The organism is Oceanobacillus limi (assembly GCF_900111445.1).
GTDB lineage: Bacteria > Bacillota > Bacilli > Bacillales > Amphibacillaceae > Ornithinibacillus > Ornithinibacillus limi.
In genome coordinates this window covers 1,729-23,226 of record NZ_FOHE01000003.1, presented here as the reverse complement: position 1 = coordinate 23,226, position 21,498 = coordinate 1,729, and the positions used below count along the sequence as shown (strand labels likewise).

Annotated in this window: 21 protein-coding genes; 6 read left to right on the top strand and 15 right to left on the bottom strand. The window is 38.9% G+C overall.

Features of this window, described 5'->3' with window-relative positions; genetic code table 11:
• Positions 1-103 precede the first annotated feature (103 nt).
• From BMX40_RS04410 to BMX40_RS04395, 4 genes are all read right to left on the bottom strand, one after another.
• On the bottom strand, positions 104-1,561 hold the full coding sequence (locus tag BMX40_RS04410; RefSeq protein ID WP_090867252.1) for an APC family permease: 1,458 nt from the start codon (positions 1,559-1,561) through the stop codon (positions 104-106).
• A gap of 460 nt (positions 1,562-2,021) precedes the next feature.
• Positions 2,022-5,099, bottom strand: a complete 3,078-nt coding sequence (locus BMX40_RS04405) for a S8 family serine peptidase (protein WP_090867250.1) — start codon at positions 5,097-5,099, stop codon at positions 2,022-2,024.
• A gap of 430 nt (positions 5,100-5,529) precedes the next feature.
• Positions 5,530-5,733 carry a hypothetical protein gene (locus tag BMX40_RS04400; RefSeq protein WP_090867248.1) on the bottom strand — a complete coding sequence of 68 codons (204 nt, stop codon included), beginning with the start codon at positions 5,731-5,733 and terminating at the stop codon, positions 5,530-5,532.
• A gap of 269 nt (positions 5,734-6,002) precedes the next feature.
• Positions 6,003-6,302, bottom strand: coding sequence for a PTS sugar transporter subunit IIB (locus tag BMX40_RS04395; protein ID WP_090867246.1), 300 nt, complete (start codon positions 6,300-6,302; stop codon positions 6,003-6,005).
• 125 nt (positions 6,303-6,427) lie between these two features.
• Here BMX40_RS04395 and BMX40_RS20085 point away from each other — a divergent pair, with 125 nt between their 5' ends.
• Positions 6,428-6,577, top strand: coding sequence for a hypothetical protein (locus BMX40_RS20085; protein ID WP_170840660.1), 150 nt, complete (start codon positions 6,428-6,430; stop codon positions 6,575-6,577).
• A gap of 135 nt (positions 6,578-6,712) precedes the next feature.
• Here the strand turns inward: BMX40_RS20085 and BMX40_RS04390 are convergent, their stop codons facing one another.
• Complete coding sequence (locus tag BMX40_RS04390) at positions 6,713-7,789, bottom strand: glycosyltransferase family 4 protein (protein WP_090867245.1); 1,077 nt, start codon at positions 7,787-7,789, stop codon at positions 6,713-6,715.
• Positions 7,790-7,968: 179 nt separating this feature from the next.
• Between BMX40_RS04390 and BMX40_RS04385 the strand changes: the two genes are divergently transcribed.
• The 4 genes from BMX40_RS04385 to BMX40_RS04370 all read left to right on the top strand — a co-directional run bounded on the left by BMX40_RS04385 (position 7,969) and on the right by BMX40_RS04370 (position 10,483).
• Entirely contained in the window at positions 7,969-8,373 is a 405-nt protein-coding gene (locus BMX40_RS04385; RefSeq protein WP_090867243.1) for a hypothetical protein, read from the top strand.
• A gap of 153 nt (positions 8,374-8,526) precedes the next feature.
• Complete coding sequence (locus tag BMX40_RS04380) at positions 8,527-9,237, top strand: threonine/serine exporter family protein (protein WP_090867698.1); 711 nt, start codon at positions 8,527-8,529, stop codon at positions 9,235-9,237.
• Between the two features lie 199 nt (positions 9,238-9,436).
• Complete coding sequence (locus BMX40_RS04375) at positions 9,437-9,883, top strand: threonine/serine exporter family protein (protein WP_090867241.1); 447 nt, start codon at positions 9,437-9,439, stop codon at positions 9,881-9,883.
• A 396-nt stretch (positions 9,884-10,279) separates the two neighbouring features.
• Complete coding sequence (locus BMX40_RS04370; protein WP_090867240.1) at positions 10,280-10,483, top strand: DUF2187 family protein; 204 nt, start codon at positions 10,280-10,282, stop codon at positions 10,481-10,483.
• A 346-nt stretch (positions 10,484-10,829) separates the two neighbouring features.
• On the opposite strand, the gene BMX40_RS04365 is transcribed toward BMX40_RS04370, so the two are convergent.
• The 4 genes from BMX40_RS04365 to BMX40_RS04350 all read right to left on the bottom strand — a co-directional run bounded on the left by BMX40_RS04365 (position 10,830) and on the right by BMX40_RS04350 (position 16,125).
• The gene (locus BMX40_RS04365) at positions 10,830-11,102 is read right to left on the bottom strand and encodes an HU family DNA-binding protein (RefSeq protein ID WP_090867238.1); all 273 of its coding nucleotides are present in this window, start codon (positions 11,100-11,102) and stop codon (positions 10,830-10,832) included.
• 204 nt (positions 11,103-11,306) lie between these two features.
• Entirely contained in the window at positions 11,307-14,375 is a 3,069-nt protein-coding gene (locus BMX40_RS04360; RefSeq protein ID WP_090867236.1) for an efflux RND transporter permease subunit, read from the bottom strand.
• 3 nt (positions 14,376-14,378) lie between these two features.
• Positions 14,379-15,242, bottom strand: coding sequence for an efflux RND transporter periplasmic adaptor subunit (locus BMX40_RS04355; protein ID WP_090867234.1), 864 nt, complete (start codon positions 15,240-15,242; stop codon positions 14,379-14,381).
• 19 nt (positions 15,243-15,261) lie between these two features.
• Complete coding sequence (locus BMX40_RS04350) at positions 15,262-16,125, bottom strand: TetR/AcrR family transcriptional regulator (RefSeq protein WP_090867233.1); 864 nt, start codon at positions 16,123-16,125, stop codon at positions 15,262-15,264.
• A 331-nt stretch (positions 16,126-16,456) separates the two neighbouring features.
• On the opposite strand from BMX40_RS04350, the gene BMX40_RS04345 reads away from it, so the two are divergent.
• Entirely contained in the window at positions 16,457-16,645 is a 189-nt protein-coding gene (locus BMX40_RS04345) for a YjfB family protein (protein WP_090867231.1), read from the top strand.
• 134 nt (positions 16,646-16,779) lie between these two features.
• Here BMX40_RS04345 and BMX40_RS04340 read toward each other — a convergent pair whose 3' ends face one another.
• The 6 genes from BMX40_RS04340 to mreB form a co-directional block, all read right to left on the bottom strand.
• Positions 16,780-17,136: a hypothetical protein gene (locus BMX40_RS04340; protein ID WP_090867229.1), complete on the bottom strand. Its 357-nt coding sequence runs from the start codon at positions 17,134-17,136 to the stop codon at positions 16,780-16,782.
• Between the two features lie 206 nt (positions 17,137-17,342).
• Positions 17,343-17,762, bottom strand: coding sequence for a 3-hydroxyacyl-ACP dehydratase FabZ (gene fabZ / locus BMX40_RS04335; protein ID WP_090867227.1), 420 nt, complete (start codon positions 17,760-17,762; stop codon positions 17,343-17,345).
• Positions 17,763-17,869: 107 nt separating this feature from the next.
• Complete coding sequence (locus tag BMX40_RS04330) at positions 17,870-18,235, bottom strand: DNA-directed RNA polymerase subunit beta (protein WP_090867225.1); 366 nt, start codon at positions 18,233-18,235, stop codon at positions 17,870-17,872.
• Positions 18,236-18,320: 85 nt separating this feature from the next.
• Positions 18,321-19,142 carry a flagellar hook-basal body protein gene (locus BMX40_RS04325; RefSeq protein WP_090867223.1) on the bottom strand — a complete coding sequence of 274 codons (822 nt, stop codon included), beginning with the start codon at positions 19,140-19,142 and terminating at the stop codon, positions 18,321-18,323.
• A gap of 48 nt (positions 19,143-19,190) precedes the next feature.
• On the bottom strand, positions 19,191-19,997 hold the full coding sequence (locus BMX40_RS04320; RefSeq protein ID WP_090867221.1) for a flagellar hook-basal body protein: 807 nt from the start codon (positions 19,995-19,997) through the stop codon (positions 19,191-19,193).
• Between the two features lie 52 nt (positions 19,998-20,049).
• Positions 20,050-21,051, bottom strand: a complete 1,002-nt coding sequence (gene mreB / locus BMX40_RS04315) for a rod shape-determining protein (RefSeq protein WP_090867219.1) — start codon at positions 21,049-21,051, stop codon at positions 20,050-20,052.
• Between the last annotated feature and the right edge of the window lie 447 nt (positions 21,052-21,498).

The following is a 21,498-nucleotide window of genomic DNA, read 5'->3' as shown; positions in this document are numbered from 1 at the left end:
TTGTTGCAGGGACAGGGGGACAAGGGACAGGGGGACAGGTTTCCTGTCCCACCACGCCCTCTTTTTAAAGCAGGAAAGGGACAAGGATCCTGTCCCTTTGTCCCTAGCGGTTTTTTGCTTCTATTTTTTCGTTTCCTAATATTAAATAGTTCAATTCCTTTTCTGGGATGCTATTAAATTCCTTGCGCTTGATCAGATAGAACAGAACTCCAAGCAAGATCCATGCTACTAAAGCAATTCTTGATTCAATTCCTAAGAATGCTGGTGAACCTGGGAATAATAGTAGTGCTAAGAATACTAGGCTGGCAGCCATTCCAATTGCAGCGATTACTTTTTTGAGTGGAGCGACAACGTTTTTTGCTGGATCAAATCCAGGTCCCATTTTCGTTCGAAATAGACTAAACGCCGTGTAACACGTATAGAAATAGGCTACCGTCACTCCAATCGAAGACATGTCCACTACCCATAATAAGGCCTCACGACCAAACCAAGGGGCAAACATCGATACAATTACCGTGAAGATAATCCCAACGTATGGTGTATTATGCTTTGGATGTAGCTTTGAAAATGCTTTAGGGATGATTTTAGCACGTGACATTGCAAATAACAAACGGCTTGATGAAATAATAAATCCATTTAATCCAGTAAATATTCCCATTGTTAATGCCGTTACTAAAATGATTAATCCCATTGTTCCTAGTAGATCCTGAATGGCAGCACCTGTACCCCAAACGACATCCTGAGCAACAAGTTCTTCCCACGGCGAGATCATTGCCGTTGCCAAAATCATAAGACTATATAAAATGGCTGCAAATAGTATAGCTAAAATGATTAATGTAAATGCTTTTCTAGAGGAAAAATGAAATTCCTCTGCAGCTTGTGGTACATTATCAAAGCCTACATATGCCCACGGTGCGATCGCAACAATTGAAATAATTGCAGCAAATGCAGTTGTTTCTGCCGGGAACAATGGTTTAACATTTGATAGTCCCGCTCCAGGCTGTGCACCAACTAATAGGGTAAGTGCAACCACGCTGATTACCATAATACTACAGAAAATAAATTGCATTCGACCGGAAAGGCCTGTGCCTTTTACATTAAAGAAGCCGAAAACTCCCAATGCAACAGATGCAACAACAATTTCCATGCCGTACACATCCCAGCCAGCTACTTGATAAAGATGTAGATTTTCAATTAATGCTGGAAAAACAAACTTAAACATAAGTGCAAATGCTGACGCGTTGAGTGCGACAATACATATGTAACCTAGTGTGAGGAACCAACCAGCGATAAATGAATGGGTGCGCCCTAAGCTAATGTAGGAATACGCGAACTCTCCACCTGATACGGGAAAGCTTTTAATCAGAAAACCATAACTAACAGCAATAAGCATCATGAGTAATGCACCGATCCCAAACCCTGCAATAACGCCAAGCGGACCAGCAGATGACATCCATGTTGTTGGTTGTACGAACGCACCCCAGCCGATTGACGATCCAAGTGCAATCGCCCATACCCAGTGTGCCTTTAACGATTTCTTCAATGTCGTTCGTTCTTTCATACTTTAACCCCTTTTTATATTTCGTTTCACTAACTAATTATCTCAAAAACAAGCCTTTATTACATTTTAGATATTGTTAGAATATGAATTGATATGGAAACAATACGGTGTATGTGAAAGATTTACGAAAAAAAACACTAAATTTCAGGAAAATATGTAGAGAATTCTTTGAATTTGGAGATTGTTCCCCAAGTAGTAGGTAGGTGTTGGTTAGGTGCCTGGCACCTAACCAACACCTAAGGAAGTGTGTCGGATACTTCTTTGATAACTGCACCTGGCGAATTTTTACTATTAATTAGGCGGGTGCCTGGCACCCGGGGAACTTCGCCAGAAACTTGTTGAGTCCCTGGCACGTGTTGATTTATTGCTGCTATCGCGGTGGTGCCTGGCACCTATAAAGAAAAAAACGGCGTCCCGATTGTTAAGGACACCGTTTTCTGCTAATGCTGTACTATTATCATTAATTCAATCTTGCTGGGCCTTTGCCATTATTGCCTCTTAGCTTTCCATATGCATTTCCTTGTGGGCCAATAACAACTTCCTCAGATACGTTACCAAGACTATCTGTAGCAATAACAGTTACTACTTGGTTAGGACGAATTCGAGATAGTTGATATTCCGTTTCTTCAGTAAGCGTTGCTACGGTTTCACCATCAACAATTACTTCCCATTCAGCAACACCATGGGCATCACTTACTGATAGTGTAACGTCACGCGGACCACGGTTATACTGCATATCAACTTCTGGACCGGTAGTATCTACATAGATTGGTAGTTCAATAGAATCCCACTCTGCACCATCAAAGTCAATAACCCCTTCTGCTTGTAAGAAGTATTGACCATCTCGAGCAGGTACCCCTCTAATTGTTCCATCCCAAGTACGTGCTGGATCTAGTGAGTAATGTGGTGCCAAGCCACCATCATAATAATTTTTGCGTACATAGCTCTCTTCCGTTATGGTTTCCACTACGTCTCCATTCGCATTTAACACATTAAATCGAACATCCTCTGCATTTCTTAGGAAGGAAACAACGAGCAATGCATCGTCTAATTCGCCATCTCCATTTGGAGAAATTACTGCATCGCCTTCAAAGAAGCTATATTCTCCTCCGCCTACATCATTGGCAATACCAGTCATGCCATAAAAAGACATGTCATCTGCAGTATCAAAAATAGGAGATGCATCCCAGTCGCCTTTAAAGCCAACATAAGGAACAGTTAGACTTGGATTCACGTCACTTGGATCCGTAAGAGTTACAAACCCTTCTAACCAGTAGCCATTTGTGAAAATGTCATTTAAATCTGCATCCCATTCACTGACATCAAGTGTAACTTCAAATGTAGTTGAACCATTAGCAGGTACTTCAATCGAATTATCAACACTTGCTACACCGTCTAATTCTAATGCACCGAATAAATTAGGTGCGGCTACGAAGACTCCCCCACCATCAACCGGAGAATCCGTCTGTGCATTAGCTTCGACTTCATATGTTACCGCTTCATCCGTGAAGTTTTCTGCAGTCAATTCAAAGCTCACAACATCTTCTGTTACCTCTTTCAAAGCAACTTTTGCTTCACCAGTTTCAGTTTCTGTTACCATGACAGGTGTAGATAATGCTGCATGTAGCTGCATATTACCTGAACCTTGGCGACGAGGGGAAACAGGTGCGCCATCAAAATCTACTATTTCACCAGTGTTCATCATAATATTTTTTGCTAGATTTACACGATCTGCTCCTTGTAAATCAAATTCCGTATCAACACGTTCGAGAACAAGTGCACCACCACCAGATACATGTGGAGCTGCCATAGAAGTACCACTCTTAATTCCATATTCCCCATTATTTAACGTGGAATAGATTTGTCCTCCTGGAGCAGTGATTTCTGGTTTGAAATCAAGGTTTGGCGTTAATCCCCAAGAAGTAAACTCACTCATTTGTCCCGCTGCTGGGTTTACAATAGACGTTTTCTCACCATGGAATGCTACGGATACGTCTTGACCATTTGCTAAAGCTTCTGCAAAACGATCACCGTCAGCTTTTAGTAAGAAAAGCTGTGGAATAACAATAGACGGATCTGTTGCCATGTTAACGATTCCATCCACATTGTTATAAATGAACACACCTGCTGCACCTGCTGCTTGTGCATTTAGTGCTTTGTCTGTAAAGGCAAGTTCACCACGCTGGATCAATGCGTATTTCCCTTCAACGTCCTTCCCTTCAAAATCCTCTGGATATCCAAGACCTGCTTCAACTAATTCAACGGTTGTTCCATCCATTGGAGGAGGGGTTTGACCGGCTGATAAATATCCAGCGGTTTCCGTTTCACCATTAATCGAATACTCTAATGCTTCAACGGACATAAAGCTATTCTCAAGAGAAGCAACTTGTAATGAATCATAAGCAACACCAGGAGATCCGCTTACACCGTAATCAGGATTAGAAGCATATGGATAAAAATATCCGTCCCCAAACATTGCAGAGTTTCCAGCAGAGATAGACATTAATACGCCATTTTCTACTGCTCTTGTCACTGCCTGTTGCTCAGGTGATTCTTCACTTACAAATCCAGATGGAGAACCAAGGCTCATATTTAGTACATCTACATCTAACTTAATCGCGTCATCGATCGCTTTAATGTAGACATCCCCAAATGTTGTTTGATTCTCTGGATCATTACCAAAAACTTTTAAATTTAAAAGTTGTGCCTCTGGAGCAACACCTAAGATTCCACCATTATCTTCATCACCATTTGCACCTACCGTACCAGCTACATGAGTACCATGAGAGGATGCGCCTGGAAAATCATCAGTATATTCATGATTCTCATCCATGTAGTTGTAACCATATGGAACTTTTTCCGTGTAATAAAGACCTGGCAACTCTTCTTCTGCGATAACTTGATTAACCTCTTCTTCCGTTAATTCAACCGATTCGCTATCAGAAAGAACCATATCTTGGTGGTTATGGTCGATACCAGTATCAATGACACCGACAACCATACCCTCCCCTTTGAAGCCATAGTCACGCCATGCTTGCTGCGCCTCAACTAATTCTTTACTACTGACCATATCTGGCTCAGCAATTGGACGTTCATATTCATTGGCAATATAAACATCTTTAACTCCATCAATTTCACTAATAGATTCGACTTCTCCGTACTTCACTTCTGCACTGAATCCATTAACAACAATGTCAAATTCCTGTAAGTATTCGGCATTTACTTTTTTCTTTTTTAATTCATTTTTAACAGCTTTTTTCTTTTCTTTAGCTGCTTTTTTCAGTTGTTTCTTTTCTACTTTAGCTAAATCACCAAACTTTACACCTTTCTTTGTTGCCTTCTCAATCGGAGCCTCACCTTCTAATTCAACAATCACACGAACTTCTTTATTTGGATCAATTGTTTCTTCTAATGTATCAGAATTCGATAGGTTTTCCCGTTGCAAATCCCCACTTTGCACAATACTCCCTGTTGCAAAGGATACATTACTAAAAGCCAGTAAAAAGACTAATAAAAATGCTGATATTCTCTTAACCATATACTTCCTCCTTTTTAAGATTTTTTGCCAAGCTTCCTCCTTCTCCTTTCCTTTTCATTCTCTATGACTTAATTACTATGAGGTACATTTATGATAGATAATTCTTAATAGTTAGACAAGTACCGAAAGTCCTGGTGATAATTCCTTATGGATTCTATGAAAATAGTGAAATTCTTACTTGATTCTACAAAACTCATTTAGGTATATCGGACTAATAAAATTATTATTAGTGAATATTAGGAAAAATCGGTTCGATATAATGAATTATACATGTGTACCTAGCGCGCCGAGTTAGGTAAATAGAACTGGTTTAAATTCTTTAAAAAGAACAAATTATCAGTAATAAATAGATTGCTAGACTAATATGATTTCTGTAAGGGCAAAATCTATAGAGACTTACTATAAAGAAATGTTTTCTTATGTAATAATGTTACATTCGCTTCGTTACCATTCCATCAACAGGCTGTGCGATACGTGCACGGATCATTAAGTTTCCTTCTTCAGCTGTTAACTGCTCAAATTCTCCAGCTGCATAAATGTACGTACTTTCTGCAGAAGCACCATTCTCATCGGAAGCTAATCCAGGTGCATAATCTCCTACTTGTCGTTGGAAAATATGGTTGTTACTTTTCACGTATTGAGTAAAGCCTATTTATAAACCTAACTTCCACTGGTGCCAACGACCTATTTAATAGGAGATTGGTATATTTTATGTAAGAAAAAAGCTTCCATCGGATATGGAAACTCTATACAATCCCTCTATTTGTTAATTTGTTAGTAATACGAATTAGAGTTCATAAACGCTGCTTACCTATAAAACAAGAAGCTATCCAAAATATGAATCATTGGATAGCTTCTTCCATTGCTTGCACAGATAAAACCGTGCAATTACAGACTTACTTTTTACTTCAAATTAATTGCCTGCTCCAATACCTTATCACCTTGCACCATACCATATGCCATTGAATCAATAATATCGACCTTGATGTTTTTTGGTTCCACAAATTCTCTGATTTTTTTCTCAAGATAACGAACTTGAGGACCTATTAGGACAACATCTAAACCTTCAAGATTATTCTTTAACTGTGACTCCGGCACCGCGTCAATATTAACTTTGATCCCACGTTCTTCTGCAGCTGTACGCATTTTTTTCACAAGCATCGATGTAGACATCCCCGCTGAGCAAACAAGAATTATTTTCATCATTTTTCCTCCTCGTAACCATTCGATATGTAGATTCATTAAAAGAGTATACTGAACTATTATTAACAGAAGAACTATACCTTGATTTCTACGGGAGCGGCGTTAACAAAGACATATTTAGTAGATTGCGAGAGTTAAATGTTGAATCAGTTGAAGTAATGACGCATCCGGCATTCGTTGATGAGGATTTAATCCAAATAAGTTCTTATACAGATATAAGAGAAAAGGAATTAGAAATTTTATGTTCCTTGGATGTCCCGAAATGGGTTAAATAGAATTTCAGTTGTTTTTCATATTAACTAGAGGCAAGGGAATAAACACTTAACACGCTCAAAAGAAATATCAAAACGGTGATGCAAACCTTTGAAGGTTTAAATCACCGTTAGGTTCTCCACCAGCTTTAGCAAGGTCTATTCAACCTTTCTATTCATTTTCAAAACATTTCCAACCATACTTAGAATCGGTCTTCTTCCGCCCATTACAAGTCCTGCTATCTCAGCAAGAATATGAAGTAAAATCAATAGGAAGAACATGACAATTAAATTAGTAGTTATCGAGGCATTGGAAAGTAATACGGCTAATGTCCCAAATAATGCACTTATGCCATATAAGATCAAGACCGTTTTACGATGACTATACCCCGAGTCTAATATCTGGTAATGAATATGCATTCGGTCTCCAATCATGATGTTTTCTTTTTTTATTGCACGTCGGATAATAGAGAACAATGTATCAAAAATAGGAACTGCTAACACGACAATAGGTAAAACAAAACTGAATATAGCTATATTTTTAAACAACCCCAGTATGGACACAACAGCAATCATATACCCCAAAAAGTTAGAACCGGTATCTCCCATATAAATTTTTGCTGGATAGAAGTTATGGTATAAGAAACCAATGTTTGCTCCGATTAAGACAATGCAAAAATAAGCAACCAATACCTGCGCATCAATGATTGCCATTACAAAAATACTTATGAGCGCGATTGAAGACACACCTGTTGCAAGCCCATCTAAACCGTCAATTAAATTTATAGCATTTGTTATGCCTACGATCCATAGTACGGTTATTAATACACTAAAAAAACCTAAATCAACAACACCAATTAACGGCAAGGTTATTCTCTCTATTATTAACCCTCCCGATATTAGAAAAGAGGCTGCTATTAACTGCCCAGTAAGCTTAACAACGGGTCTAATCGTGTATCGATCATCCAACGCACCTGTAATGATAATCGTGATAGCTCCAAATATAATTTCTGGCAAGTGTTCATGGTAAGGTTGCAAATAAATAGCTCCTAAAAAAGCTCCAACAAATATTGCTAACCCACCTAATCTTGGTGTAACTTTCGTGTGTATTTTTCGATCATTAGGAAAGTCAACAGCTCCTATTTTGACAGCAAGTTTATTTACGGGATAAGTTAACAACCAAGCTGAAAATAATGAGATAAAAAAAGCGATTGTAAAATCGGCAATTGAAAACATAAAATTCTCCTATATAAATATTATCAATTTCCCTATTAATTCTAGACTAAATTATAGCTTTACAATATAAGCGATGCAAATTTTACAACATTCTTAGTCTTCCATTGAGGTAGTTATATTAATATGGTAATATTATCTAGTACTTAATTTTAAAAAATCTGAAAAAGGAGTGACCCTATGTGAGTCCTTATGTGTTTGTATTAGCAGCGGTTCTTGCAGTTATACCGATTTTATTCTTCTACAAAATAAATCTTGAAAAGTTAAAGGAAAATCCGACGCTAAAAGAGAAGTATCAAACCAATCTTTTTATTGGTGTTGGAATCAGTGAAGCAATTCCGATCATTTTGATTGTGTTTGGCATGGCCAATATGGAAACGGTTGGTTCCTTTGATGAATTATTAATCCCTGGAATGATTGTCATTTTGATCATGGCTATAGGTTCATTCTTCGTATTGTTACAGCGTTCTGTTGATGTCACGAAAGAAAATAAAGAAGCAGTAAATACATTTTCCTTTGTAAGTTTAGCACTTATGAATGCGATACCGATCATATCCATTGTTTCTTTATTTATGATGGCTCCATAATAAACTGTTACAAAGATGCTTGGTTTTAATGTAGAGCATCTTTTTTATTTTCCTTTCATATCTTACAAATAGCTACTATAATATGTAGAGAATATTCAAAGCTTGAAAGTTGGTAGTCATGTGGAAAATCAAAATAATATTGCCAAGGTGTGTATGCTCGCTGGAAAAATCATGTTGGAATGTAGTGCGGAGACATACCGAGTTGAAGATACCATGGACCGAATTGCCATCGCTTTTGGAGTGGAAAATCCACAAAGCTATGCAACGCCTACTGGTATTAATTTTTCTGTCGATCGTGCAGAAGCAGCTAATTTCATGCGTATCGCCAAGCGTACTACCGATTTATATAAAATTGCTGAAGTAAATCGAATTTCTAGAATGATCGTATCTGGGGAATTGGAATTGAATGAAGCATTTGACTCATTAAAGGAGTTAGACCGGAATCATTCTGTCTATTCGAATACGTTGTTGGTGATTGCGGCTACATTTGTGAGTGGTTGCTTTACAATTATGTTCGGTGGAACGTGGGCAGACTTTATTCCAGCGTGTATTGCGGGTGGACTTGGCTTTGCAGCAATGCTAGGATCGGAGCGATTGGTTGAAATCCGTTTTATCGCAGAATTCTTCGCCTCGCTGATTATAGGATTGATTGCTGTAGGATTTATTACATTAGGAATCGGACTAGAGCTCGACAAAATTATCATTGGTGCTGTCATGCCGCTAGTACCAGGCTTACATATCACAAATGCCGTCCGAGACCTGATGGCAGGACACCTCGTAGCAGGGGTATCCAAAGGCGCCGAAGCCGTCCTCACTGCATTCGCCATCGGAGCCGGAATCGCCAGCGTCCTCGCCTTCATCTAAACACCTCTGATTAGGTACCAGGGGTGACCCAGGGGTGCCAGGCACCTGCCTGTTGGATGTTGTCGAACATTGGCACGCCTGATGTTTGTCGGAAAATGTCGGTGCCTGGCACCTGCCAAATAGTGTCGGCATTTGTCGTTTGTTGGGTTTTGTCATATTTTGTCGGTGCCTGGCACCGGTGTAGTTAGGGGTTGTTTGTGTGGTTATTGTTGCTCAGTTGGTTACGAGTTTTGTAGCGGCTGCTGGTTTTGGGGTTTTGTTTAATGCTCCGCGTCGTGCGTTAATTCAATGTGGTTTCGTAGGTATGGCTGGTTGGATCCTCTATTATGTGTTAGTCGATAATGGGATGGATACGGTACCAGCAACTGTTTTTGGTTCTATGTTAGTTGCCGTTTTAACGCAAATTTGTGCCAAGGTCTATAAAACGCCAATTATTATCTTTACTGTATCTGGGATCATCCCCCTTGTTCCTGGTGGAATGGCTTATGAAGCAATGCGAAGCTTTGTAGTAAATGATTATTATGCAGCAGTACAGTACTCTGCAAAAGTAATGCTACTAGCGGGTGGGATCGCGATTGGTCTTATGTTTTCTGAAGTAGCAAACCAGATCTTTCGAAAAGTAGCACGATCCAAAAGGAGGGCTTAAACATTTTTTGTTAAGCCCTCCTTTTTTAAATCTCGCATCTCGCCAATATAGTATAAAAGTCCCAAAACAAATCTATGACAAAATATCTAAAATTGACGAAATAGATTGAAAATAATTACTCATAGTTATAAAATAGAAATAATAAATATAAAAATAAAGGCATACTTATAGAAAAAAGGTCGCAACAATCATTTAAATCGATGGTGCACACACGATCCGATTAATTACATGTATGGTGATTAAACCGTTATCCGCCAACCTGTATTAAGGTGGCTTTTTTTATAATCACCCAATTCATATACATAGCAAATAAGCGTATGCCGAATAGACACCTTGTACTTATGAACGTGAAAAGATAACTCAACTTACAAAATGAACTCTGAAAGGAAGATAAATATGAACAATGTATCATCCGGAAAGACTACTGCAAATATAGGAGATGTTATTCTTTTTGATCGAAAAGACAACTTATACGAAGGTACCGTATTTTTGGTTCGAGACAATAGTGTACTAGTGGAAATATCGAAGGAATCTGCAAAGGTATTAGGCTATGAAATGCCAAACACAGTTGTTAGACATGGTAATTACACAATAAAGTAAATCCTCAATCAGTGGGGTTCTTCATTCCCCACTGATGCTAAACGAACGAATCAAACAATTATTTGCAACTGGTTCTCCACATATTCTTCTTGGTTTTAACTATCAACTTTGAAGCGGTTATATTACTGCCACTTATATACGGAATAAAAAAGGCAGGACCTTTACGATCTCTGCGAACGATATTCCACCCAGTCTATGTAAAAACATAAAAGAGTAATTCAACATGAGCTAGCCACTAATCAAAAGCGGTTGCTTAGAAAGAGCGTACACCAAAATCCATATACAAAACTATTTAAAAAAGGTGTTCCCACTTCTACTTGAAGCGAGAACACCTTTTAAGTCTGACTTATTTTACTAAGTCTTTTAATTGTTTACCTGGTTTGAAAGCAGGTACTTTGCTTGCTGGAATTTGAATTTCTTCACCAGTTTGTGGATTTCTTCCTGTACGAGCAGCACGCTCACGTACTTCGAAGTTTCCAAAGCCAATTAATTGTACTTTTTCGCCTTCTTTTAATGAATCTGAAATTGATTCGAAAACTGCTTCAACTGCAGCAGTTGCATCCTTTTTTGAAAGTTCACTTTTTTCTGCTACTGCAGAAACTAATTCTGTTTTGTTCATATGTATCAACTCTCCTATTATAAGTTTGTCTCTATTCTACTATATTCGCGCCATTTAGCAAAGTATAAATAGCTTATTATGTAAAAATTTGTAGAGAAAGTTCTATTTTGGCAAAATTCCCAAGTAATATTCCTATTATTTTTCAAAGTCATCAACACATTGAAAGAGCCCCCATATGGAAGCTCTTTCCTTCAACTTATCTTCTTAAGCCTTTTTCTTTTTTCTTCGTACCATCTTCGCTGTTAAATCATCGAACATGGAATAAACAACTGGAATTAATACAAGTGTAAATAGACTGGACACCGTCAATCCGAAAATGATTGTAATCGCAAGCGGCTGCTGCATTTCTGCCCCTTCACCTAAGGCAAGACCTAATGGAATCATCGCGAGAATTGTCGTCAATGTTGTCATTAGAATTGGGCGTAGCCTACTTTTTCCAGCTTCAATAATTGCTTCAAATCGGTCCATACCCCTGCTTCGTAAAATGTTAATGTAGTCAACAAGGACAATGGAGTTGTTTACTACGATACCTGCAAGCATGATAATCCCAATAAATCCTGGGATGCTTAGCGGTAGATCGGTAATAAATAACCCAAGCATGACCCCTACAACCGTTGCCGGTAGGGAGAACATGATGATGAATGGGAACAAGAAGTTCTCAAATTGAATCGCCATGACAGCATAAACCAAGAATATCGAGAACACCAAGGCTAATGCTAAGTCCGCAAACGATTCAGCCATGTCTTCTGCTTGCCCACCCATGGAATAACTATATCCTTCTGGGAACGGAATGGATTTCAATTTATCTTCTACATCCGATACCACGCTGTTTAAATCACGATCTAAAACATCACTAGATATGTTCATTTGTGGCTGCTGGTTTTGTCGTAGCAAGGATACAGGTCCTTGCATTTCCTGGAATTGCGTTACTTCCTCTAATGGGATAACCGCTCCAGTAGGTGTTGATATTTTCAAGTCTTGTAAGTCACTAATGGTACTACGCTCTTCTTCTGGATAAATGAGTGTGACATCCATTTCATGTCCTTCTTCACGATATTGCGTTGCCAATTGGCCCGTAAACTGCAAACTAATTTGACCTAAAATTTGATCCTGTGTTAAACCATGCATTGCTGCTTTTTCTTTATCTACCACAATATTCATTTGCGGTACACCTTCTGAGGCAGCAGATGACGGATTATGAATCCCATCAATCGATTCAATCTCTGTTACGATCTGATCTGCAAGCTCACGTAGCACCTCATGCTCGGCTCCATTTAACTGAATTTGAATTGGGTCACCCATACTCATACCAGCATCCGATGCACTTACAGAAATTTCTGCACCAGGCACACGCTGGAGATCTTCATCCATTTCTTGCACAATATCTGTTGTTGATTTATCCCTATCACTAGCTGGGATTAGCTGCATCATGTAGGTAGCTTGATTTCCTCCGCCACCTCCCATGCCTGTCATATCTCCACCGCCAACACTTACGTAATTCATTTCAATATACTCTTCATAGGCAGCTAAACGTTCATTTACTTTTTCCACAACTTCTTCTGTTTGACTCAAGGAGGTACCTGTTGCTGTTTCCACATTGACCTGCACCTGACCTTGATCAGAGGCTGGCATAAATTCGGCACCGATTAATGGAGTAAGTGCCAAACTTCCAATGATAGCTATAATAGTTGCCGCAACCGTTGTTTTCCGATGTTTTAACGTCCATTTTAAAATTCTCGCATAGCCATTTCCGACCCGATCTAGGAAGCGGTTAAACCAATAGCGTCTTCCGTGGTCCTCCATTGCTTTTGATAACAATTTAGATGATAGCATTGGAACGAGTGTTAATGCGACAACAAGCGATGCGATTAAGGAAAAAGCAACCGCCAATGCTAATGGTGTAAACAGATCGGAAGCAATCCCTTGAACAAATACAATTGGTAAAAATACAACCAATGTCGTCGTTGTTGACGCGATAACTGCTGGCGCTAATTCCGAAGCACCTTTCATCGCAGATTCCTTCAGGCTATACCCTTTTTGTCGATAGGAATATATATTTTCTAAAATTACGATGGAACTATCCACCATCATACCTAACCCTAGTGCCAATCCACCTAATGTCAGTACGTTTAACGTTTCACCAGTGAAGTACATGAGTGTAAAGGTAGAAATAATGGCAATTGGAATGGAAGCCCCAATTACAATCGTTGCCCGAACGCTTTTCAGGAACAATAGGAGTACGATAAGTGACATGACGCCACCAAGTAATATGTTTTTAACAACAGAATCAATGGACAATTGGATAAATTCCGACGTATCAATTACGATATCCAAATCAACACCGTCGACTAATTCCTCGTTTAAATCAGCAATACCATCTTTGATATTGGAAGCAACTTCTACTGTATTGCCGTCTGTCTTCTTCATGATGGATAATACAATGGATTCCTTGCTATTTACTAATGTCAATCCATTGGAATCCTTAAATGTATCGTTTACTTCCGCTACATCCTCTACATGAATTGTAGCTCCTGCTTGCGTTTGGATAATGGTTTGTGAAATATCGTCTAATGAATCAAATGTCCCTGTAATACGTAGCTGTAAATCTTTATCCCCACGTTCAACAGTTCCAACCGAAGCAGATTGATTTTGACTATTTAAAGCTTGGGTAATTTCTTGCGGATTTACACCATATTGCTGCATTTTTGATTGGTCAAGAACCAATTGAATTTCTCTTGTTTTGGCACCTTCTACTGTTACAGAAGCTACCCCGCCTTGGCGTTCAAAGTACGGAACAATTTGATCGTCCGCAATCTCTGTTAATGCTGCAGCATCCTTTCCAGTGATACTAACCCACATTACCGGCATTTGATCCGGGTTAAAACGCATGATATTTGGCTCCCCAGCACTTTCCGGTAAAAATCCTTTTGTTTGATCAACCCGCTCTCGAACATCGAGCAAGGCTTGATCCAAATCGACCCCATTATTGAACATCATCACAACAAGAGATGCTCCGGACTGAGATTGGGATTGGATTGTATCAATGCCTTCCACAGAGCTTATCGCCGATTCGATCGGCCTACTTACTAAATTTTCTACTTCCTGTGGTGCTGCGTCATCATATGAAGTAGCAATAACTGCAATTGGCAAGTCAATTTTCGGGAAAAGGTCAACCGCTAACCCGCGAAGTGAAACAACTCCAAGTGCAATTACAGCTAATACGACCATGATAACCCCAACAGGACGCTTTACGGATGTATTTACGAGCTTCACTGCTTATTCCCCACTTTCTTCAACAATCGATACCTTGGTTCCGTCTGATAGCAAGAGCTGGCCATTTACAACTACTTGGTCCCCTGCTTGAATATCAGCTTCTACCGCTGTTTGACCTGATTGTGTTTCACGAATGGTTACACTTGTTTTTACCGCCTCATCATCGGCAATGACGTATACAAATGTCTCATCGCTCTCATCAACAATTGCAGCTGTTGGAACGAGTACGGTATCTTTCACCCGTGAAATAGGAATATCCATTTTAGCTACGAGACCGGTTAAAATTGCCTCATCTTCATTATCAACCGTTGCGATCACGGAATACATCCCAGAATCGTTTGGCATTTCACCAACATTCGTAATTTCAGCGTCATATTCCTTCTCATTAATTACAGCTATGAACACATCCTCTTTTTCGATGTGTGCTAACATATCTGATGTTACATTGAATTCAAGCTTCATTGTTTCCATGTCCGCTATCATTGCTAATGGATCCGCATCGGACACCATCGATCCTTCTTCTGCTTCCAAATTGACAATTTTCCCTGATTCGTCCGCATCTACATACTGTGTTCCAACAGCTGTTTTTAATTTGGCAATGCGATCATCTTCTTCTACGGTATCACCATCTTCTACTTCTAACTCATCGATTTCCCCTGGGTTCTGAACCATTATTGGAGTTAAACGATTAGGAGAAGTTCGCCCAAAAACAGAGCGTTCTACAACTAAATCCCCTTCTGTTGCCTTCTCTATTTCCACTGGAGCAATTCTTTCTTCCGCAGCTTCGTTTGGTTCATCCTCTTCCGTACATGCAGTAAGTATTCCAATGAATAGGAAAGCTACTGCAATTGTTAACATCTTTTTCATCTCTTCAAACTCCTCCGTATTAATCTAATAATTCTATATCAAACTGTTTTGCAATTTGTTCACATTCTTCTTGTAAAACAGGATATCGCTGAACATGTGCTAAAAAGCCTTGTATTAGTAGCTTTTTCGGCTCTTCCTTCGTCATTTCAACTTCAATTTCATCAAGTACTTCGTTTAAATCAGATAACTTTGATTGATCTAAAGGTAATGTTTTTATTTTTTCCCGTAACTTGTTTAACATGTGTTGGACATTTGATGATTCTTCTGTGTCCTTTGGAAAGTTGTCAATTGTTGCAAGAGGTTCTTCTCCTTCTTCAAGCATGGCCTGAATCAACTGATCAATTCGTCGGACAATATAGCCGCCTACCTTCGAACGATCAATGTTAATATCATCTATTACAATCCACTTGAAATAACTATTTATTAAACCTTCCAATTGAATAATACAATCAAGCAGAATTGGTGATACTTTCTCTCCGTATATCGCTAGTAGATTACTACGCAACCAATAGAAATTCTCTACTTTCATTTGTTTAATTAATTCATCCGTCTTCCCACTTATGGAGATATTCTCCCGTAAATGCATGGTGATAAACCCTTTATAGGAGTAGATAAATTCAGTTAATACGGTAATTTGACTCGCTAAAGAAATTCTCGGATCATCATGGGATTCATCTACCTTCTCCATCTGTTCGGAAATCTTTTCATGAAAATACTGGAAAGCAGTCGTTACAAAGTCTTCTTTTGATTGAAAATATAAATAAAAGGCTCCCTTAGAAATCCCAGCTTGCTTTGCGATTTCTGAAATCGAAGTTGCATGGTATCCCTTCTCCGCAAACAAGGTTAACCCAATTTCAATCAATTTCATTTTTTTGGTATTCACACATTCACCTCTTTTCTATGTGAATCTTGTTGACTGACCGGTCAGTCATTCCCGTTTGCAAATTGAACACATTTTTCATTATACACGCACCCTAAGAAAAATAACAAGCAGAATAACGTTAACAAAATGTAAAAATGACTAAACGGTCACCACCACCAAAATCGGTACTTTAATCGGTGCCAGGCACCTAGTGGATATTGTCGGATATCGTCGGTGCCTGGCACCTAGTAAATCACGTCGAATATTGTCGGTGCCTGGCACCGATTGGGGTTATGGTTTGGGGTTGTTTATGTTACACTTAATGTAAGTTTAGTTGATTGGAGGTTTTAGGATGGATGTTGCTGCTATGTCAGTCGCAATGAGTCAGAACCAAGTTCGTTCGGATGCAAGTGTTGCTTTAATGGACAAGATGATGAATACGATGGAACAACAAGGAGCACAGTTAACGGATATGCTTCAGCAGTCTGTTAGTGATGCACCACACCCTTCTATCGGGAACCAAATCGATCTTCAAGTATAAGTTAATACATAACAAGAAAAGTTGCTTAAAAACAGGCATTCACTATCCATACGGTGAATGCCTGTTTTATTAGTACAGTTTCTCAAAACAAATCCCCTGTTTGAGACAACAGGGGATACTTTTAAGACGAGAAATTATTCTTCGTCGTCATTCTCATCTGTATTCATGCCACCATTTTCACCAGTACCGTCTTCATCTAGGCCATTGTCATCTCCAAGTCCTTCATCCTCGCCTAGACCTTCGCCATTATCTCCACCTTGGTCACCATTTTCACCGGTACCATCTTCTCCAGTACCATCTTCATTTTGACCCTCGTCACCATTCATGTCATCTTCCAGTTCATCATTATTTAATGGTGCATCATCTTCCTCAGCTGGGTCTTCAATGATTTCATCATCTACCGGATCTTCTTCATCATCAGTACCACATGCAGTGACTAAGGATAAAGCCAATATTGGTGTACCTAGCTTTACTAACCATTTCCTTTCCATGACAATTTCCTCCTTTAGTTGTTCACTTTCGTCAATAGTCTACCCACTTTTACTCTAAGTGATACAAAATTTAGTGAAAATCGTTGGTTTATGCGCATTTTGTAGAAATTAATTATTGAAAAACATCATTCGACCATAAAAAAAGAATAACTATCGTTTAGATAGTTACTCTAGTTTGTGTGAACTACAAGGATTCATGCAGGAATTTATTGGATCGCAAACATAATTTCCGCTTCACAAGCAATCTCGCCATCCACCGTTGCAATTCCTTTACCTTTTCCGATCGGTCCTTTTAAGCGCGTAATTTCTACTTCCAACTTCAATTGATCTCCAGGTCTTACTTGACGCTTAAAACGGCATTTATCTACACCAGCAAGAAACCCTAATTTACCTTTGTTTTCTTCTTTCCCTAAGACTGCAATTGCTCCAACCTGGGCCAATGACTCGACAATTAAGACGCCTGGCATTACCGCATATTCAGGAAAATGGCCTTGGAAAAAAGGTTCATTAACGGTAACATTTTTCAAACCAACAACGCGTTTTCCTTCTTCAACTTCAGTCACTTTGTCCACCAATAAAAAAGGGTACCGGTGAGGAATGACTTCTTTTATTTGTTCAATATCCATGTATAACGCCCTTTCTCATATGTATCTTTTCTCATTATAGCAAAAAATGTTACGAAAATGAAAAAAGCTTACAACAGTTTTTCATCAATGTGTAAGCTTCCCTAGAATTATTCTTCTTCTTTTTTTATAATATCAATAATATGTTGCCATGTCTCAGATTTAAGTGCATCATTTGGATCCCCATCACCGATAACGCCATACCCAATCATCAATCCACCTATCAAAGCAGCCCCAGCTAACGAAAGAACAACTATGATACGTAGCCAAATCGGAAAAATACGACGACGAGATCGCTTATATTTTCTTTTTTCTGCCTTTTGTTTTTTCTTTTGTTCTTTTCTCGTTTTCTTATCCGTTTCTGTTATCTCTTCTTCGTAGTTCCTTGATCTCTTTCTTTTTTTCTCAACAGAAGCTTCTTTTTCTTTGCTTTTTGTCCGCTTTTGATTGGATTTCTGTTCCGATTGGTTCTCCATGTTTTGGTTCTCCTTACCCTTACTTCTTAGTTTACTTTATCGATACAACAACCTACTATCAAGAGTAAATCGTCATATGATACAACTATCTTAATTGATTCACAAGTCCCATCATTTGATCTGTTGTTGAAATGGTTCTGGCATTAAATTGATAGGATCGTTGTGTCAAGATCATATCATTCATTTGATTCCCAATATCAACATTGGATGTCTCCAGTGCTCCGCTTTTCATAGATGGGGCTGCAAGCTGAATGATATCATTTAAGTCATAGCCTAGCTCATCTAAATTGGGTAAGCGAAAATTATTATCCCCTGTTGCTTCCAATACCCTAGGACGAACTGCTTCAACTGTTTCTAACTCTCCAACATTTTCCATTTGGTCACCGCGCTTTGCAAGTATTTCCCCATTTTCTGAAATACTAATTGAATCAAAGCCATCTGCAAAAACAATACGAGCCCCATTTGGTCCTAAAACTGGATGACCATCCTTTGTTGTTAACATTACTTGGTTATTCTCTACGGGACTTAAATAAAACGATCCATCTCTTGTGTAGCGCGTTTCTGTAACATCATTTTCAGTTACTTCAACCTGAAACAAGTGATTTTCTTCTAGTAAAGCAACATCTAATGAGCGACCAGTTTCTTTAATTGAACCTAATGACAAATCATTGCTAATGGCACCTAATTTTGCTCCGGAACCAACGCGGATACCTTCAGGAGTTAATCTCCCTTCTGCATTTGCCGGATCATTCATATTATTCAGTTGTTGAACCAACAAGGATGAAAACTGTGCTGTACGGTTTTTATAACCGGTTGTTTCACTATTTGCTAGATTATGTCCAATTAAATCTAACTTGTTTTGCAGCTGGTTCATCGTTGTTGCTGCTTGTATCATCATTCTAGACATAACAATTTTTCCTCCTGATCAAATTCTTGATCGTAATTTCTATATAAATTAGCCAATACGGCCCACATCATTTACTGCTTTATCCATGCTTTCGTCATAAGCTTTTAGAACACGTTGATTCGTTTCAAACATACGATACGCTTCCATCATTTCTGTCATGGACTGCATTGCATCAACATTTGACCCCTCTAAAAATCCTTGCTGTACTGTAAAAGTGGCACCCTCTGGAACCGCTCCTGCTTCTCCAGCAAAAAGGTCATTTCCTTCTTTTTCAAGGTCATTGGCATTTTCGGTATATGCTATACCTAATGGAATATTTTGACCACCATCCAATTGAATAACTCCATTATCCGTTACATGAAATTCCATACCATCTGTTTGGATTGGATTTCCAGCTTGATCTAATACATAATACCCTTGGTTGGAAACAAGATAACCTTGACCATCCACTGTAAAATTACCGTTTCTTGTATAACGCTCTTCTCCGGCAGCATTTTGAACAGTAAAGAATATACTTCCTGTTTCATCTGGCATGTTCCCATTAACAAGTGCTAAATCCGTTGATATGCCTGTATCGCGAATATCACCTTGCATGTAATTAGGAACCATTTCATCAACATAAACTCCCGTATTTAGGGATCCAATTGGGTTTCTAATTGGAAATTTTACGTTATTTTGTGTCGGAATATTTTTTCCACCCATTTCGTGCATTAACATTTCGGGAAATGCTCTCAAGGTTGCTTGATCCGCTTTATAACCTGGTGTATTCGCATTTGCAATGTTATTAGCAAGTGCTTCTTGATGGCGTTGCTGCGAGATCATTCCGCTAGCCGCTGTATAAAAACCTCTTAACAAGTCGTTCTCCCCCTAATTTTCAGGTTTACTTTTCGTATGATATGGGTAATTATTAAACAATCTTACTTTTTTCAACTTTATCAATGTTCTCAAGCATAATTCCTGTACCCTTTGCAACACAATGCATTGGCTCTTCTGACATGAATACTGGAACTTTAAGCTCTTCTGCTAATAGTTCATCAATTCCGTGGATCATTGCTCCACCGCCAGTTAAAATCACTCCACGATCAATAATATCCGCAGAAAGCTCTGGTGGTGTACGCTCTAGAACTTGCTTAGCACCTTGAACGATAAGTGATACTGGTTCACGTAATGCTTCCTCAATTTCATTTGATCGGATTGTAATCGTACGAGGTAATCCTGTAACCATATCCCTACCACGTATATCCATTGCTTCGTCACGAGAATTTTTAAAAACTGTTGCGACGTTAATCTTTATATCTTCAGCTGTACGTTCCCCAATTAACAGCTTGTATTTTTTCTTAATAAACTGAAGGATTTCTCCATCAAACTTATCTCCAGCCATCTTGATCGATTCCGATGTTACAATATCGCCCATGGATAATACCGCTACATCCGTTGTACCGCCACCGATATCAACGACCATATTTCCACTAGGCATATATATTTCCATTCCTGCTCCAACTGCTGCAACTTTCGGCTCTTCTTCTAAGTAAACTTTCTTTCCACCAGATTTTTCAGCCGCTTCTTTGATCGCTTTTTGCTCTACTTTAGTAATATTTGTTGGGCAACATATGAGCATTCGCGGTTTAGAAAGGAAGCCCTTTACATTAATTTTATTTATAAAATATTTCAACATCGCTTCTGTCACATCAAAGTCAGCAATAACTCCGTCCTTCAAAGGTCGAATAGCCTCAATATTCCCCGGCGTACGTCCTACCATTCGACGTGCTGCTTCCCCAACTTCTAAAACTTTACCTGTATTTCTATCCATCGCAACAACCGATGGTTCATCTAACACAATACCTTTACCTTTTACATGTATCAGTACATTTGCAGTTCCAAGATCGATTCCTATATCCCTAGAAAACATGAACGATAAATCCTCCCAACATTAATTATTACTTGCACCTGTCCGAAAACACAATGCTACTTATATGATATTTTACCACAAATATATACAATAAACTGCAAATTATAGGAAAAAGGATGGAATTTTTTATTGGAAATTTGGTGAATGATTATTTAAAGGGGGAGATTTATTGGTATTGAACATTGATTCTTTGGGGGTGAGCGTTGATTCTTTGGGTTGAACGTCGATTCTTTGGGGGTGAACGTTGATTTCTCGGGTTGAACGTCGATTCTTTGGAGGTGAGCGTTGATTTCTCGGGTTGAACGTCGATTCTTTGGGGGTGAACGTTGATTCCTTGGGGGTGAGCGTTGATTCTTTGGGGGTGAGCGTTGATTTATCGGGTTGAACGTCGATTCCTTGGGGGTGAGCGTTGATTTATCGGGTTGAACGTCGATTCTTTGGAGGTGA

Bases quoted from the DNA above. Each gene is read 5' to 3' on its own strand.
- BMX40_RS04410 (WP_090867252.1), bottom strand. From the start codon at position 1,561: ATGAAAGAACGAACGACATTGAAGAAATCGTTAAAGGCACACTGGGTA.
- BMX40_RS04405 (WP_090867250.1), bottom strand. From the start codon at position 5,099: ATGGTTAAGAGAATATCAGCATTTTTATTAGTCTTTTTACTGGCTTTT.
- BMX40_RS04395 (WP_090867246.1), bottom strand. From the start codon at position 6,302: ATGAAAATAATTCTTGTTTGCTCAGCGGGGATGTCTACATCGATGCTT.
- BMX40_RS04390 (WP_090867245.1), bottom strand. From the start codon at position 7,789: ATGTTTTCAATTGCCGATTTTACAATCGCTTTTTTTATCTCATTATTT.
- BMX40_RS04380 (WP_090867698.1), top strand. From the start codon at position 8,527: ATGCTCGCTGGAAAAATCATGTTGGAATGTAGTGCGGAGACATACCGA.
- BMX40_RS04370 (WP_090867240.1), top strand. From the start codon at position 10,280: ATGAACAATGTATCATCCGGAAAGACTACTGCAAATATAGGAGATGTT.
- BMX40_RS04365 (WP_090867238.1), bottom strand. From the start codon at position 11,102: ATGAACAAAACAGAATTAGTTTCTGCAGTAGCAGAAAAAAGTGAACTT.
- BMX40_RS04355 (WP_090867234.1), bottom strand. From the start codon at position 15,242: ATGAAAAAGATGTTAACAATTGCAGTAGCTTTCCTATTCATTGGAATA.
- BMX40_RS04345 (WP_090867231.1), top strand. From the start codon at position 16,457: ATGGATGTTGCTGCTATGTCAGTCGCAATGAGTCAGAACCAAGTTCGT.
- BMX40_RS04340 (WP_090867229.1), bottom strand. From the start codon at position 17,136: ATGGAAAGGAAATGGTTAGTAAAGCTAGGTACACCAATATTGGCTTTA.
- fabZ (WP_090867227.1), bottom strand. From the start codon at position 17,762: ATGGATATTGAACAAATAAAAGAAGTCATTCCTCACCGGTACCCTTTT.
- BMX40_RS04330 (WP_090867225.1), bottom strand. From the start codon at position 18,235: ATGGAGAACCAATCGGAACAGAAATCCAATCAAAAGCGGACAAAAAGC.
- BMX40_RS04325 (WP_090867223.1), bottom strand. From the start codon at position 19,142: ATGTCTAGAATGATGATACAAGCAGCAACAACGATGAACCAGCTGCAA.
- mreB (WP_090867219.1), bottom strand. From the start codon at position 21,051: ATGTTTTCTAGGGATATAGGAATCGATCTTGGAACTGCAAATGTACTG.